We start from the raw sequence: 15,237 nt of genomic DNA, 5'->3' as shown, positions 1-15,237 counted from the left end.
GACCAGCAGCCCTCTCATTATATTTATCGGTGCGGTATTCGTAGCAGTTAGGCAAATCAGCGCCCCGGACGACCGGCTGCTATCCGGTAGGGAATCAAATCCGGAAAGCGGATCTTCTGTAAATAGGAGATTCCGCTGTTGGTTTTTCCATCTAGTACCTAAGAACTTAAGTAAGTGATTTGAGAATCCTGTCTGTGACAAGCACCTCTGGACTAAATCGCTTTGTGTCGAGTACAGAGAATGCATAGATAAACAGCATCCCGATTTATGATGAAGTCTTTCCCCATATTTACAAATCCGGTATATTTGTAAATAGAATGCTAGTTGTCAGGTATAATGACAGCAACACGCATCTCCCAATCACTCCAAGGTTAGCTATCACCCAGCCATCCGACCGGCGTACCGTCGGGCGGATAGTGCAAATAGCTGATCCTGATGCGACACCTTACTATCTTGCCTGCGATCCCGGTGCAGGCCTCCCGTTCCCTCGAATGTTATTTTCGGGAACTGAGTACCATTCCCTTAATCACCGCTGCGGAAGAGATCGAGCTGAGCCGGCGTATCCGGGCCGGCGATCAAGCCGCATTCGAGCAACTGGTACGCGCCAATCTGCGCTTTGTCGTTTCCGTGGCCAAGCAGTACCAGAATACCTATATCCCGCTGATGGACCTGATCAGTGAAGGCAATATCGGACTGGTGGAAGCGGCCCGGCGTTTTGACGAAACCAAGGGATTTAAATTCATTTCCTACGCCGTATGGTGGATCCGGAAGTTGATAATGGAAGCCATTATGGAGCAGGGGCGAATGGTACGCTTACCGGCGGCCAAATTCCAGGATCTGGGGCGGATCAACGATATGATCAACAGGCTGGAACAGGAACTGGAGCGAAGCCCCACGGTGGAAGAGTTGGCCGATCGGCTGCAGTTAGAGCCGGAAGCTGTTTCCGAAGTGTTGCCACTGCGGTCGCGCACCATTTCCCTGCAAGCGCCTCCGGATCCGGAACGGGAAGAGGATTGGTTGGGGCGACTGGCGGACCAGCACATCCCACCGCCGGATAATAAGCTGACGGAAGTTGAGGACCGGCGAATCGAAGTAGAGCAACTGCTGGCTAATTTACCGAAGCGGGAGCGGGAGATACTGCGCCACTGTTTTGGCATTGGCGTAGATCCGGAAGGCCCGGCGGAACTAACTTTTGAGACCATCGGAGCGACCTTAGGCCTGGGCGGAGAACGGGTGCGGTTGCTGAAACGGCGGGCGCTTTTGAAGTTGCGGTTGAGGTGTTAAATGTGTTAAAGTGTTGATGTGTTAAAGTGTTGATGTGGAAATGTGCTAATGTTAGGTGTTGCGGTGTTAAGGTTGGGGGGTGTAGGTAGAAGATTGATCCATCTGGTCCTACACTCCCCTCGTATCTTTATGACCCGATCAGACCGTCTGGTCTTCCGTGGGGGCGCCGGCGGCTATCTTTTGGATCACCTGTACCCCTTGATTGCGGCCGGAAGCAGATTTGTACATTTCGCTCATGCCGATGACCTGGGCATTAGCCGCTTTCAGTACAAAATAATGTTCGCCGTTCTTAGCTTCTTTTCGCTCGTAACGGGTATCGTTTGCGGCATTTTTCTGTACGGACTCAATGCCGTTTTGGGCGCCCTGCTTGGTGGTATAGGCCTCGCCGGTAAGCACCACTTCTCCGTTGCCGGCCTTTAGACGGAAGCGGAACTGACCGCTCTTGTCTTTGTAGATTTGAAACTTAGGGTTCTTCATAAATTTGGATTGTTAATGTAAAAACTAATTTCGATCAAAATGTCGCCCTAAATATATTTTTTTGTCGGAGAAAGTCCAAACGTGATGAGGTGTGTTGAAGTTGGATGTGTTAAAGTGTTGATGTGGAAATGTGCTAAGGTTAGATGCTGAGGTGCGTGGGAGAACTTGTTTCATCCGTTTCTTGCTATTTGAGATTGTTTGATGTCCAGTTAGGTACAGATCGTTCACGCTTGTCTTGCGATCACTCGCCCTATTCGCCTTTCCTGTATTTGCGATATTTTATTAGTTGCTAGACGTAAAACAACATCATATTCCGAATATTATTCCTGAAAAACCAGCCTAGGTTAACGCAGCGGAGCGGAACTTGACAAATGTCCAGTTAGTATAGACCTTTGGAGAGTCAGGTACATGGGAAAGGAAGCGAGATGATCGGTTCCAGTACGGTACCCTCTAAATCCAGAAAAGTGTACAACGAACATCTCCTAATAGGTAAAACTGTAATTGCGCAAAAAGAGCTAACTGGGTTTTCTATAAGTAGTGCCTTAAGCACTGATTTTATCCTGCTGTTTTACTTATTATTTGGTTCCGAGGTCCGGGTTGCTGAGCTTTTGCTTGGGGCCCGGATTTTTTTTGGAGGTGGGAGGGGCGAGATGTCAGGAGAGAGGGGTCAGGGGCGAAGGGGTCAGGGGGGCAGAGGCGTGAAACTTCAATACCTGAACACGTAAAACCTCAACACTTTACCACACAAATACGAATAAACCCAAGTATTAGCAGTATGGAAAATGAAAGAAACTCAGGAAGTCAGTACAAGAGTCGTTGGAGCTGGTTGCCGAAATTGCAGTTTGGCACGTCGGGAACACCCGTGAAGACGGAAGCAGGCGATCCCCCTGCCCGCAGGAAGCGCCCCTGGTGGGTATACGCCATCCGCTGGTTGCTGGCTACGGCGCTGGTGCTGGCCGTCAAAGTGTACCTGTTTGGAGGATGGCCGATGAGTGTTGAATACCAGTTTAAAGTACTGGACGCTCCCGGTCCCGCGGCGGAAGGAACCGTATGTGATCTGTTTAGAGAGCTGGAAGCCGAGGCGTCCAGTCTGCTGCAAAAACCAGGCGAGCACGTGTTTTTCCAGCAAGATTCGGTATTGGAAAACGGCGTAAAGACCAGTATGATGATCAAGTCCTACGGATTTGAGGAAGCGACACAGGACACCGATGCGGAAGCGCAGTCAGAGCGGCCGGCACGACCCTCGGTGGACGACATTGATCTGGACGAGCTTATCCACTTTGAGGCCATGACCCACGGCCAGGCCCGGCTCATCTTCGCGGATGGCAATTGTGAGATCTACAACCTGGGTGCCGTACTCCGGCTGCTCCGGGAAAAAGATGAATGCCACTTGTTTCAGGCTATCCCCTTTGAGGGTAAGAACTACGAGTATTTCAACATTTTGTACACGGAGTCTTTTGAGAAGATCAACTGTGAGGAAGGGACGTTCTTCCGGGCCAGGCTGAATATTTCTAAAGCTCGCTGTCCGTCGGTGCATAGTCTGCTGAATTGCGGTACGGATTTCTTTAGCAAACATATTTACAGTAAACTCCGCAAGCGACTGGAGTATATGGACCCGAATAACAGCTACGCCTACCGGCGAGAGTATGAGTTGTTTCCTTGTAAGTGTTATGATGGGGAGTGAGGGTTGGATGGTTGGATGGTTTGATGGTTTGATGGTTGGATGGTGGATGGTTGGACGGTCGATGGTTGACGGTTGGGATGGTTGGATGGCTTGATGGTTTGATGGCTTGATGGTTGGATGGTTGGATGGCTTGATGGTTGATGGCTCCATTTTGATACTACTGTCAAGTGATTTTAGGCGTTTAACATCGCCGTCAGGGGATATAGCTTCACCTGTCATTTCCTTACTACTGAGCGGCCACTAATCTTGCATTAACTTAGACTTTTTCATACTATTTAGGCTACCCTAGAGTGATTTGGGAGAAGGGGCGGCAGGGGTTTTCTTTGCCGCCGCCTTTTTTGGATCGGGATAGCCGGGATGTTGGGATGTCCGGGATCTTATGCTTTTTGGTGTCGGTGATAGTATACCAATGGAAGTTAGGGAGCGGTCGTTTACCCGAATTCTTATTGATTCCCGGATCTCTCCTACCCTATTCGGGCTGATTCCTGTTTCAGGCGATATTGATACTTTTTGTCAGACAATTTGTTTATATTTATAGTCTAATTTGAAAGGAAGCCCCAATGATTAGAATTTAATTACAGACTACTCTTTAAGCCACATTGAATGAACCGTGATCATGTACCGCATAACTTTTCCATCTTACTGTTGGAAGATATGCCGACGGATGCTGTGCTGATTAGCCGAATCATCCGAAAAAAATTTCCGGCCGCTCAAATTGAAGTTGCCAACGACCAGCAGTCCTACGAGCGCTTACTGAACGATTCCTCATTTGACATCATTCTTTCCGATTTTTCGATTCCCGGGTACAGTGGGATCGATGCCCTGGTATTGGCCAGAACCATCTCGCCTGATGTTCCTTTTGTGTATGTGACCGGTACTCTGAATGACGAGGAACTCGTTGCGCGGGCCATACTGCGGGGAGCTACCGGGTATGTACTTAAGCAGAACCTGCGACGCCTACCCTCCGTGATGACCGAAGCCATCATGCGGAAGAGCGCCGCCCGGGAAAAGGCCAGGCAACGGGCTGCACTTTTGCAACGACAGGAATTGTTATTGACCAATTTGAGAACCCTGCTGGGTGGTGCAAATTTACCTCGGCAAAGTGAGATGATCGCGACGATCGATCAGTTGCTGGACGCGGATGGTAAGAGTGCCATTTCCAATTTTGCCGGCTAATACATATTGCTCGGGAAATCCCAAACCACTTTGGGTTACCCAATAAGGAGAATCTAAAACTGATCATTCTACCTATTTTATCACACCGTGAAATGCACCATATGCACATGCGTTTCAGATCGTTCAATTTCCCTAAAACCCAGCTTTTTATACAGTTCTAATGCACCAACATTCCGCAGTCCTGTTGAAAGTTTTAGTGGCTTAGCGTGCTTTTGCGCGTGATGTATCACATCTGTTAAAATTTTTGTACCCAGTCCTTGCCGCTGGTACGCAGGTAAAATTTGAATTTCTCCGATCTCGATCGCAACCTCAGATTCCAAAAGTTGGAGCATACCGACCGGGGAATCGGCAACTTTAATAATCTGGATAGCTCCACGGTCCAAGCAGGCCGAAAAATGCCGCTGATGCCTGGCCTCATCCCATCTGCCCCAGGTCAGATCGAACAAATCTTTATAGACCTCCCGACGTAAGGCATCCAACCACGGATGGTCTTTAACTTCTGACTGTATCAGTGAATACGTCATCGTCTAATTTAGCTTTTACTTTATCATTGACATTTGGCAGCTTTTCCTCTTTTGCATTTGGTAGGAAGTTGCTGTATCCGTTTATTGTCCATAATAACTTTCCGGGGCCAGGATTAGGTGTTCTTCGAGTGGAGCACCGTCCGGAAGAAAAAGAAAAGTTGGAGGCAAAGAGCGCAGAGCACTGCGTATACACTCAGGTTACCGATCAGATTGATCAGGTGTAGATCATAGTCGGTATAGGCTCCGCTTCCAAGCTCATAGTTTCGGGACAGGATAAATTTCGGAAATCCATACATTTCCAATACGGTTTCTCCAGGAATGCCTATGGGTCTGGACTCACCGTAAATAAAGATGGATAGCAGAGTAAGGACCAGGCCGGCCGTTAGCGCCAAATGGATCCAGGAGCGCAGGGGCTGGCGCGAACCGAAGCGACGATCCAGGAAGTACAGGATCGCGAGCAGCAGCAAGCCGATCAGAACAATTTGCATGCTGTGGTAAATAGTATAGGAGCGGTACCAGTCTTTACCGCTAATCACCGGAGATAGATAAAGGCGATTCTGGGACTGTCCGCGCATACTCTTTAAGTAAAAGACATGGAAATTGTACCGCTCGATACCGTTTTTCAATAAAGATTCGAAGGAAGCGGTATCGTGCGCTCCGGCAATTCCGTAATCTTCCATCTTTAGACTTTCATTACAGGAACAATAACTGGTATTGAGCAGGGTATCTTTCAGGTTGCCGTACACAATATGGTAACCCGAATCATAAAGCGTGGAACAACTATCGAAATAGGCCGAAGTGACGGTCGATTTTCCGGTCAGCCCCTTCAGGTGTCTGATAATCTCGAAGGTCGAATACTCCTGGGAACGCTTAATGACCTTGCCGATGAAAACTACTTCATACCGGGCGATGTGCTCCTGCACCAGCCTGGGGCCCGGGGAAAATACAGGACAGGAGCACGCGATCAGATTCGTTGAACCGAAAAATATACTTAATACGCTCAATACGAGTAAGGCAAAACAAGATTGTACCAGAGATCTGTGAGTATGCGCGTATTTACCAATGAATTTTTCCATTTCCAGGCATTTATCCATGATCCATATGGAATAGTATTGTTCGTCTGCAGGCCCCCACCGGTAGCAGATCAACAGAAGAACGCCGGTTGGTGCCGATCGGATCACTGTCCGTCGTATTCAATTTTAACCCTATCTTCTTTTTATAGGTTCAAGATCAATGCGTTCCTGAGTTGGATGATACAATAATCGAGCGCTCACTAAATGATAGAGAACTTAGGATTTTTGAAGATGGTCTTCAATGTTCTACTCCGTATTTGAAAAGATCAAGGAATTCATTATAATGCATGATTAATTTTCAACATATGGGATCCCAACCGGGTAATGTTCGAACTGATCGGGGCTTTTTCACCAGGCGCTATAGCCTGGAAGGCTTTTTTCCTATCTTCATTCTTGGAAAGGATACAAGTTTCTATCCGCCATATGGCGTATACACATAGTTATAGGCAATAGACCAAAATCTGAATAGAAAAATTTATGAATACTCACGCTGACAAAACACAAGAGAATAAAAACCAAGCGGTTTCTGCGGCTGTCTCTCAGATGCAAAGCGGTAATGATTCTACTTTTCAATTTGAGGACAATCGACCTGAAGCTGTTGCCCAACGGAAATTGCAAGAGATGGCTAATAATAGTCCTCGTGCTATGCAGTTGCAAGCTGTTCAGAATATGGCTATCAACAGCCCCCAAGCGCAACAAGCTAAACAGTTACAGTCAATAGCTGACAACCATGCTACTGAGCAACAGCAGCTCATTCAGAAGAAAGAAAACAACACGGGTTTACCTGATAATTTAAAATCAGGAATAGAAAACCTTTCTGGGATGTCATTGGATGATGTAAAAGTGCATCGTAATTCTGACAAACCAGCACAGTTACAAGCGCATGCATATGCACAAGGTACAGATATTCATTTAGGACCAGGACAAGAGAAACACCTCCCCCATGAAGCCTGGCACGTGGTTCAACAAAAACAAGGCAGAGTAAAGCCTACCATGCAAATGAAGGGCAAGGTCAATGTGAATGATAATGCTAGTTTGGAGAAAGAAGCGGATGTGATGGGGGCTAAAGCTCTTCAAAGGCAGAGTATCGCTAAGAATCTATCTGAAATAAAATCTAATACTGAAAACTCCAACCATCCAGTCCAAATGATTATTAGTGTGGCTGGGTTCCAAGCCGCAACACCGGCAACCACGTTTCATGGGCGTGGCCCCAATATCAGGGCACTAGATGGCGACTTGGCAAATTATATAGGGGCACGAACAATTGCAAATGCGAATGCATTGGTGCTTGCCTGCAACGCTTATTTGGCTGGTAACCATCAAGCTGCTCGTATCGCTGCTGCAACCGCAATGCGAACTGAAGCGCAGAGAGAACATCAATTACTCACACAAATTGGTAATGGAAATGCATATCTTGTTGACGCTCTTATAGCACAGGCTACAGGACATATACCATCTTTACTTTTACTTGCGAACCAGGTAGGTGCTGCCAACGCTAACACCTTACCCAACTTGATTAACACTGTGACACCGGCACAAATAGGTGCTTTAGTAGCCAGTGGTGCCGTTACTGCAATCGGTGCAGCAAACGCCCACTTGCTAGTACATCTGATCCCGCTTGCTAACGGTGTTGCAGGTCTTGCAAACCTGACCGCACTCATCAATGCGAGTGGTGGTGGTGCAAATATTCCTCTACTAGCCCCCATAATTCCCTTGATTGGCGGGCATGCGCAGATAGCAACGCTTCGTGCAATGCTAACAGGACCACCGATAAGGACAGCAACTGCGGCTTTTGACATGGCAAGAGTAGCAGGAGGCAATGGCGCTCTTTTTGCCCGGTTGTGCGGAGAGCTTCCCCACTTTCAACGGACTGCGCCGCCAGGCGCAGTCCCAGGGCCCGTCAATGTGGCACGAAACGCCTATAATGTGGCCAGAGCAGCGGCTCCTCTTGCCCAGTTGAACATACTCCACGTGCAGGCGTACACCGCATACAACTCTGCACTTCCATTTACGGCTCCTCCTTTAGGCACCCATGCTGGTGGAGTCAACGCAGGCCTTATGGGAAATGTGAACGCAAGAATTGGCACAGTCAACGGAGATATTGCGGCAATTGGGGGAGGCGCACCAATCAATGCCGGCCATCGAAACAATGCTAACCAGTTACGTAATATAGTTGCAAATACGTTAAATGGTCAGTTGACTGGCTTAGGTGGAATTGTGGTTCCCCCGGCATTTGCACCCGCTGTACTGGCCGTTACGAACGCGTTTACTGCTTTCGATGCAGCCAACAATGCTCCGAACATCACTAACATCTCCTACGACCATTTCCTTACCCGCCATACGGCCCATTATTTCGATTTTGGAGAGATAAAGCCGGATAATACACAATGGCCAACGGCATGGGCGGCTGGTGCCAGTGCCCAGGTTGATGCACGGCTTGTAGCGCTCCTCGGTGTACTTCATGGTGCCGGCAACTGGCTGATGCCGGGTATACCACAGCCAGGCCAGGCAGTCGTTGGCGGTACTGCACAAATCGCAGGACTGTTGGACGGCGGTGGGCCAGGCCTGAGACTTGGCCAATTCTTCCCGGAAGCCGGGGCAAACTTCCATGATCATGACGCAGCAACGATGCGTGCGATAGATCAATTGGTATAATTTTATAACTATGAACGTAAACTTCACTATTACATTTGACTATCAGAAATTCTATAAAGAAGAGGAGTTTTCCCAAACCGAATCTGAGCTTCGTGGCAAAATTGCTTCGGCAAAGGCTATCGAAGGTGCCGTTGTTCTTGATGCTGAAAATCAGCCTACAATTGAGATTATCGATGAACTGTTGCCTTGGATACAGAATCTGTGTTTTAGAGCGGTAAGCCAATTGATGAATGGAGAGGAAGTTAGAATACATTACTTTAGCCGGTCGGGTTATTTGGATTTAAAACCGGTCGGTGATAATATCGAAGTTAGTGGCAATAAGACTGCTAGTGGAGTGTACCCAAAATCAACATTACTTGCAGCCTTGTTTGCCTGTGGCGAACGCTTCGATGCCTTAATGAGAGAAATTAAAAGTAACGATCCCAATGTTATTGGAAACCTTAATTATATGCGTCAGTTTGCAGAAATGGCGAGAGAAGTATTGAGATGATCTAACCATCGGTAAAGGTGCTATTGATTTAAATGCCTATAACACAAAATAAACGCCATTAAAACGGTCGTTTATTCAAACCGTTATAGGCAATAGAATAGAAACTGAAAAGAAAAAAGTATGAATATTTATACTGATAAAACGCAAGAAAATAAAAACCAATCGGTTGCAGGTTGTATTTTTCAAAAGCAAAGTAGCAGTAAGTCAACTTTTCAGTTTATAGACAACCGATCTCAAGTCTTTCAGAAGCGGAAGTTCCAAGAAATGGCGAATAACCATATCCAAAAGAATCCTTTGCAATATATTGATAATCGACCTGAAACTATTATCCAAAGAAAATTGAAAGAGATGGCTAATAACACCCCTCAAGTATATCAGTTAAAGGCTTCTCAAGATAATCAGCAAACTAAACGAACAATACCATTTCGTGTAAACTTAAGTCCAAAACTTTCCAAAGTTGAAAAAACTGTTGTTCAGCGATATCCAATTAGTACTAAAGAAACTTCTCCACATTTTTCATCAACTCGGGGGCGACCTAGTGAGCGTAACAGAAAAACGGTTAGGGAAGCTATTTTAGATGATATAATTTCAAAGGGACCTAAAAATGATTTAGAAAAGAAGTTAATTTCAAGCCAGGCAGAAAAAGACTCTTTTTTAAACGGAGCTTGGCTTAGCTCCAATAATGCTGATCTATGTCATAAAAATTCAATAAGTGATATTGAAAACGTACTTGTTCGGTATGGAAATAATATAATGGCTGGAGGAGCTTTGGATCTACATACTCAATATTGGGTGAATGTGGTTTCAGGTGGAGATACTCACGCAGTCTCGTTGTTCCAGATAATTTCTGATAAATCTCAAGGAGTTCAAAAAATTGGACGAGCTATCAATGATCTTATCAAATTACTGGATAGTTCTGCTGCGAATTACTATCCAGGCATAAATTACGTCAATAGAAGTGTAAGCTTTAGACCTGACCCACACGTTGATATGACAACAGTGGCTGATGAAGGTTCACTAACTCCCAGATCAAGAGAAATATTAGACCATCGCAAAGCACTTGCTACTAGTGGTGGTTATCCTTACACCGCACCTAGAATAGACGTGGATTCATATGGTCAGTGGGTACAGACCTCAAGTGCAGGGTATGTATTAGTTGATCCAACCCAAAAATTTTAACTATCCGTAATATTATACATGAGAGAGCAAAAAACGCCTATAATCGAGTAGACGGCCCCAGCCATAGTTGACTGGGGTGCGCCTCTCACACCATCGTATCCCGACATTCCATGTACGGGACAGGCAGTACGGATCTGGTATACGGCGGTTCACGGAACAATACATCTTTTCTTGTAGACCATCTCTTTCGAGGATTAGTCAATTTAACTGTTTGTGCAGTCCAGCTTTTGCCTCGATATGGGCAGTCCGACTTTCTTCAGACCATTAATTATCCGGCGTTTTTTGCACTCGCTATTTTCTAGCGCAAGCCCAGCCAGTTTGCGGTTTGCTAATCGCCCTCACTTACTTTATCCGATAGGAGAACTTTCATCTCCCTAGGGTAGACTACTGTCTTTGATTCGTTATCTTTGACAGTAGTGATGCCCATTCGGGGCACACACACGGCATAGCCGACAAGGCTCCTTAACGTCGGTCTGCGGCTATACAAACCGTTGGGCACCATAAAATTAAAAAAATGAGAATAACAATCATTATAATTATTCTGACAATTCAAGTAGGTTGTAGAAACCGTAATGAGACGAATATTAAGTCTGAAAATTCTGCCATCACTGAATTAGCGAAATGCAACTACAATAATGAAGCAATTACTAAATATCACATTCTAACTAATGAAGCTGAAATTGCAATTTGTGATGGTGATTTTGATAGAGCATCCAAAAATTACTCATTGGCATTTGGAGAAATCAAAAAACCTTTTGGTCCTGATGTTTATAATGCTGCACTTTCAAACCACCTCTCTGATAATTTAGATGAAAGAAATTTAAATCTTCAACTACTTATAAATAATTCTGATGATTTAAGTTCGCTAAAGTCAATTTTTGTCAACACATATATAGATGAAAACCTCTGGAATTCTTTTATAGAGAAAAGAAAGACTGAATATAACGCAAGATTAAGAAATGAATTCAAATCAATTTGGGAAAGAGATCAATTGTTCAGACCAATGTACGATACTCATGATGACACTATTCAAGCTAATCGAATAATAAATATGAACAGGATACTTTCAATAACTGATTCTCTTGGCTTCCCTTCGCACATAGAGCTCGGTTTTAGAAAATCCTTAAGAGGCCAAAATCATGATGTGGTTTTAGTTCATACATCTCAAAGAAGAAGCAGCGATAAAAACATAATTGATCTTGAACCAATTCTTTGCAAGGCAGTAAATGAGGGACGATTTGATCCTGAACAAGCAATCTCTTACCTCCATTTCCAAAATGATAAGGATAAAGGAAATTTTGAGGTTTACTCAACTTGGCAATATAGACATCACTTGTTGCCAGATTCTCTAAATAACAAAATATGGCTTCCCAATTTGAATAAGGAAAAATATGAGAGTGCCAATAGAATAAGGGAAAAATGGAATGCTGATCAACTAGATGACATTGCAACAAAATCTGATTTTATTTCAAGAAGCAACATACCGTTCATCTTTACATCAGTTATGACATTCGTTGAAAATATGCGACCAGATCTTACTCTGGAAGAGGCTTTGGAACAATATAAAATAACTACTTCAGATAAAAGACCATTTAAAGAAAAGTAAGAATACGGTGACTAATCGAGTAGACGTCCCCAGCCATATTTAACCCGGGTTGCGCCTCTCACACCACCGTATCCCGACATGCCATGTACCGGACAGGCAGTACGGATCGCGTATACGGCGGTTCCCGGGACAAATGTTTTTAGGCCCATCGATACCGCTATTCGGATTTGGAACGCCGAATCTTTATTAAAATGTTGGCGGTAATGAACATGTAAGGATGGCAAATATCGGAAGCCTTGTAAATACATATGCTCTCCAGAAACCTCATCCTTACATCATTATTACTGCCAGAATGTTTTGTTGAAATCGCTTTTGGAATAATTATCCGAAGTTCAAAACTTCGGAGAGCGGAAAGGTTGGAAAAAATATTGAAATCCGATTTTCAGATCGTATTTACCATTGAAATACAGAGGTCCCCTTAGCGGGAAGATCTCTTCTGCATTTAGCGTAAATAAAGTTTCTATTGCAATTTTCTTGGTAATGAAAAAATCAAGACCCAGACCGTAATTTATGAACTCTTCTCCTCCCTGACGTTCCCAGTACCCTTTAGTAAAAATGTATTTGTAACCAATATTCATATCTAAGAAAAATTGCCATTTGGGGCTCACTGGTAAATAGTATCTGCCAAAAAGTCCCAAGGCGTACGCATTATCTCTACTTTCTTCACCTTTAGGGTCCCAATTAAAATAGTGCTTCAGTAATTCATAATTATACTCAGGTCGTAATCCGATTAGGAAACGCTCTTTGATCCTATAACCTATACTGATATCCACATCAAGAGCGAAATCCGAGTTTAATATTACTGTTTCGTCATCTTTCGCGAAAGACCAGCTTCCACCAACAGACCATTTGCTTCTACTTTCTTGCCCAGTTAGTTCTATCGTTACAACACAACTTAACAAAAAGAGAAAGAGCGTAAATTTTTTCATTTTAAATTTCATTGAGTAGCGCAGGTAGACTTGGTGGAGTTATCAAAACGGCATGCAATATAGAGGTAAAATGTTATCCCGCAGCACCACCCTCATAAAAATCTCAAAAGCACCCGTATGACTCCTTAGCTGTCCGTAGTGTCCAAAACTGTGTATCCATCTTCCGAAAGCGCCCCGAAGTTCCTAACTTTAGAGCGTAGAGTAATTCTGGATATCTTAAACATTCACACCAAAATTTCTCTTGACTCCTTCATGGTAACTTTTAGCACGACATAACATTTAACCTTTGAGAGGATAAGGCTTCCAGGCAATACAGTATCTAGGACTGTATCAGCTCATTGGAATAGATTCCCACTCCTGCCCTTATTGTAAACAAGGCCGGATGCCTATCTTTATGATATTGCTGTCCACCAGCGTCCCGCCTCCTTCCTGTTCGACAAATACGAAATTAGCCGTTGGATAAATACGATGCGGAAGCCTCCGGTAGACCTTCAGCAGATAGGCCATGGCCTCACTATGATCAAAACCCCGGAAATCATCGACCACAGCTCTTGTCTACTCCGATGAATGACCGTATTTTGACAGCCAGAGCCGACCAAAGCGGTCATGGGCGAATCATTTACCCAACAAAGCCTGGTGTGACGGATCCCTTCGTTCAACGCGTCCGTTAAGCGAAAGCTACGCTTGGGCTCCACCTTCGTTTAACGGACTTAATGTTAGCGGTTATTTAAAAAGAAAACAGTGATGAAATTTACCTTCATTCTCTTATTAGCAACCATCAATATAGTATTTGCTCAAGACACTCGAATTGAGCAACCAGTAAAGAACTTTGACAAACTCTGGAATGAGTTTAACGATAGATATGCAAGCTTTGAAATTAAAAACATCAATTGGAGTGACATTTATAAAAAATACCGACCGCTAATAAATGAAAATACTACAAATGATAGTCTTTTTAAAGTTTGTAACAATATGCTTCTTGAGCTAAAAGACGGTCATGTTAACTTAATTCAATACGGAAATAAAGGTAAGGTCATAAACAAAGCAAATGATGGAAGCCCTTCCAAATTCCTTAAAAAGTTTCCTCTTTCAAAAGAAGAAAGACCAAATATTTACCAACTATTAAAAACAACAGACAAAACCCTTAAAGGTAATGGCTTTTCGATTGTTGGTGCTTCCAAAAAAGGTTCAATGGAATATGCAATTTCAAAAGATTATGGCTATTTAAGGATTTTATCTATGGGCAATTTATCTATAAGTGGGTATAGGAAACACATTGATAAAGCAGTTAAAGCGTTTGAAAATTCAAAAGGTGTAATAATTGATATTAGATTCAATGGTGGTGGAGATGATAAAGCATCATTTGAAATTGCAAGCAGATTTACTGATAAAAAAAGAATTGCACTTTATAAAAGAGAGAGAAAAAAGGGAACTTCAGAATTTAAAAAACTAAAAACTAAATATTTAAAGCCTTCTGGTAAAAAACAACTTACCAAACCAATAATAATTCTAACGAGCGACTTAACTGCGAGTGCGGCTGAGGTCTTTACTATGATCATGAAAGAATTACCATACGTAACCATAATAGGAGACCATACTAATGGAATTTTCTCAGATATGTATGATTTTAAATTACCCAATGGTTGGCTTGCTACTTTATCACATCAGCAGTACTTCTCTTCCGAAATGAAAAATTTTGAAGGCATAGGTATTAAGCCAGACATAGAGTTATTGAATGAACTTCAAAACATTAATGATGAATTAGACCCCTTAATAGAAAAAGGAATTAAAGAAATGAAAAAAACAACCGCTAACAATGGCTGTGAGTAATTGCTTGTTCTCGCCTACTTCTGAAAACCCTAGCGGATTTTCAGTTTTGTGCGTACTTGCAAAGCCAAGTACTAAACCACGCAACTACTCATAGCCGTGACCGTTGGCTGCCATTTAAAAATCGATGCATTTTATTAAGAAAATAATCATTTTACTTCTACTTGGACAGCTTAGCTGTACTGGAGATGATTCGGTATTCTCCAAAAAACGCAAATTCATTGGTTTTTGGGGAGAGACGGAATGGATCTATCAGTTTGATCAGTACGGAAACTATACATTAAGAGGTGAAGGACATCTAGGGGGAGGAACTAAAAGTGGAAAGTACATAAA

12 protein-coding genes and 1 pseudogene are annotated in these 15,237 nt (G+C 43.8%); 9 read left to right on the top strand and 4 right to left on the bottom strand.

Annotation, left to right across the window (positions count from 1 at the left end; translation table 11 throughout):
• The first annotated feature begins 435 nt into the window (after positions 1 to 435).
• Positions 436 to 1,284 carry a sigma-70 family RNA polymerase sigma factor gene (locus tag CRP01_RS33120; protein WP_099154374.1) on the top strand — a complete coding sequence of 283 codons (849 nt, stop codon included), beginning with the start codon at positions 436 to 438 and terminating at the stop codon, positions 1,282 to 1,284.
• 138 nt (positions 1,285 to 1,422) lie between these two features.
• On the opposite strand, the gene CRP01_RS33115 is transcribed toward CRP01_RS33120, so the two are convergent.
• Positions 1,423 to 1,761: a YegP family protein gene (locus CRP01_RS33115; protein ID WP_099154373.1), complete on the bottom strand. Its 339-nt coding sequence runs from the start codon at positions 1,759 to 1,761 to the stop codon at positions 1,423 to 1,425.
• A 775-nt stretch (positions 1,762 to 2,536) separates the two neighbouring features.
• On the opposite strand from CRP01_RS33115, the gene CRP01_RS42550 reads away from it, so the two are divergent.
• Entirely contained in the window at positions 2,537 to 3,445 is a 909-nt protein-coding gene (locus CRP01_RS42550; RefSeq protein ID WP_170110639.1) for a hypothetical protein, read from the top strand.
• 603 nt (positions 3,446 to 4,048) lie between these two features.
• A complete protein-coding gene (locus CRP01_RS33100) occupies positions 4,049 to 4,621 on the top strand; it encodes a response regulator (RefSeq protein WP_099154370.1) in 573 nt (190 codons plus the stop codon).
• 80 nt (positions 4,622 to 4,701) lie between these two features.
• Here the strand turns inward: CRP01_RS33100 and CRP01_RS33095 are convergent, their stop codons facing one another.
• Both CRP01_RS33095 and CRP01_RS33090 read right to left on the bottom strand, forming a co-directional pair.
• On the bottom strand, positions 4,702 to 5,145 hold the full coding sequence (locus CRP01_RS33095; RefSeq protein ID WP_099154369.1) for a GNAT family N-acetyltransferase: 444 nt from the start codon (positions 5,143 to 5,145) through the stop codon (positions 4,702 to 4,704).
• A gap of 113 nt (positions 5,146 to 5,258) precedes the next feature.
• Positions 5,259 to 6,221 carry a hypothetical protein gene (locus tag CRP01_RS33090; protein ID WP_143473637.1) on the bottom strand — a complete coding sequence of 321 codons (963 nt, stop codon included), beginning with the start codon at positions 6,219 to 6,221 and terminating at the stop codon, positions 5,259 to 5,261.
• Between the two features lie 540 nt (positions 6,222 to 6,761).
• Here CRP01_RS33090 and CRP01_RS43515 point away from each other — a divergent pair.
• The 4 genes and pseudogenes from CRP01_RS43515 to CRP01_RS33070 all read left to right on the top strand — a co-directional run.
• A pseudogene (locus CRP01_RS43515) lies at positions 6,762 to 7,289 on the top strand (eCIS core domain-containing protein); the annotation flags it as partial.
• Positions 7,290 to 8,883: 1,594 nt separating this feature from the next.
• Positions 8,884 to 9,363, top strand: coding sequence for a hypothetical protein (locus tag CRP01_RS33080; protein WP_099154367.1), 480 nt, complete (start codon positions 8,884 to 8,886; stop codon positions 9,361 to 9,363).
• Positions 9,364 to 9,483: 120 nt separating this feature from the next.
• Positions 9,484 to 10,542 carry a hypothetical protein gene (locus CRP01_RS33075; protein WP_099154366.1) on the top strand — a complete coding sequence of 353 codons (1,059 nt, stop codon included), beginning with the start codon at positions 9,484 to 9,486 and terminating at the stop codon, positions 10,540 to 10,542.
• Between the two features lie 514 nt (positions 10,543 to 11,056).
• Positions 11,057 to 12,148 carry a hypothetical protein gene (locus CRP01_RS33070; RefSeq protein ID WP_099154365.1) on the top strand — a complete coding sequence of 364 codons (1,092 nt, stop codon included), beginning with the start codon at positions 11,057 to 11,059 and terminating at the stop codon, positions 12,146 to 12,148.
• A 332-nt stretch (positions 12,149 to 12,480) separates the two neighbouring features.
• Here CRP01_RS33070 and CRP01_RS33065 read toward each other — a convergent pair whose 3' ends face one another.
• The gene (locus CRP01_RS33065; protein ID WP_170110638.1) at positions 12,481 to 13,077 is read right to left on the bottom strand and encodes an outer membrane beta-barrel protein; all 597 of its coding nucleotides are present in this window, start codon (positions 13,075 to 13,077) and stop codon (positions 12,481 to 12,483) included.
• Between the two features lie 744 nt (positions 13,078 to 13,821).
• Between CRP01_RS33065 and CRP01_RS33055 the strand changes: the two genes are divergently transcribed.
• The gene (locus CRP01_RS33055; protein WP_099154362.1) at positions 13,822 to 14,907 is read left to right on the top strand and encodes a S41 family peptidase; all 1,086 of its coding nucleotides are present in this window, start codon (positions 13,822 to 13,824) and stop codon (positions 14,905 to 14,907) included.
• Between the two features lie 124 nt (positions 14,908 to 15,031).
• Positions 15,032 to 15,237 (top strand): hypothetical protein (locus tag CRP01_RS42900; protein WP_222845877.1); only part of this gene is annotated, 206 nt, incomplete at its 3' end.

Origin of the sequence: Flavilitoribacter nigricans DSM 23189 = NBRC 102662 (assembly GCF_002646595.1) — a bacterium.
GTDB classification, from domain to species: domain Bacteria; phylum Bacteroidota; class Bacteroidia; order Chitinophagales; family Saprospiraceae; genus Flavilitoribacter; species Flavilitoribacter nigricans.
This window is presented reverse-complemented; position numbering and strand designations above follow the sequence as displayed.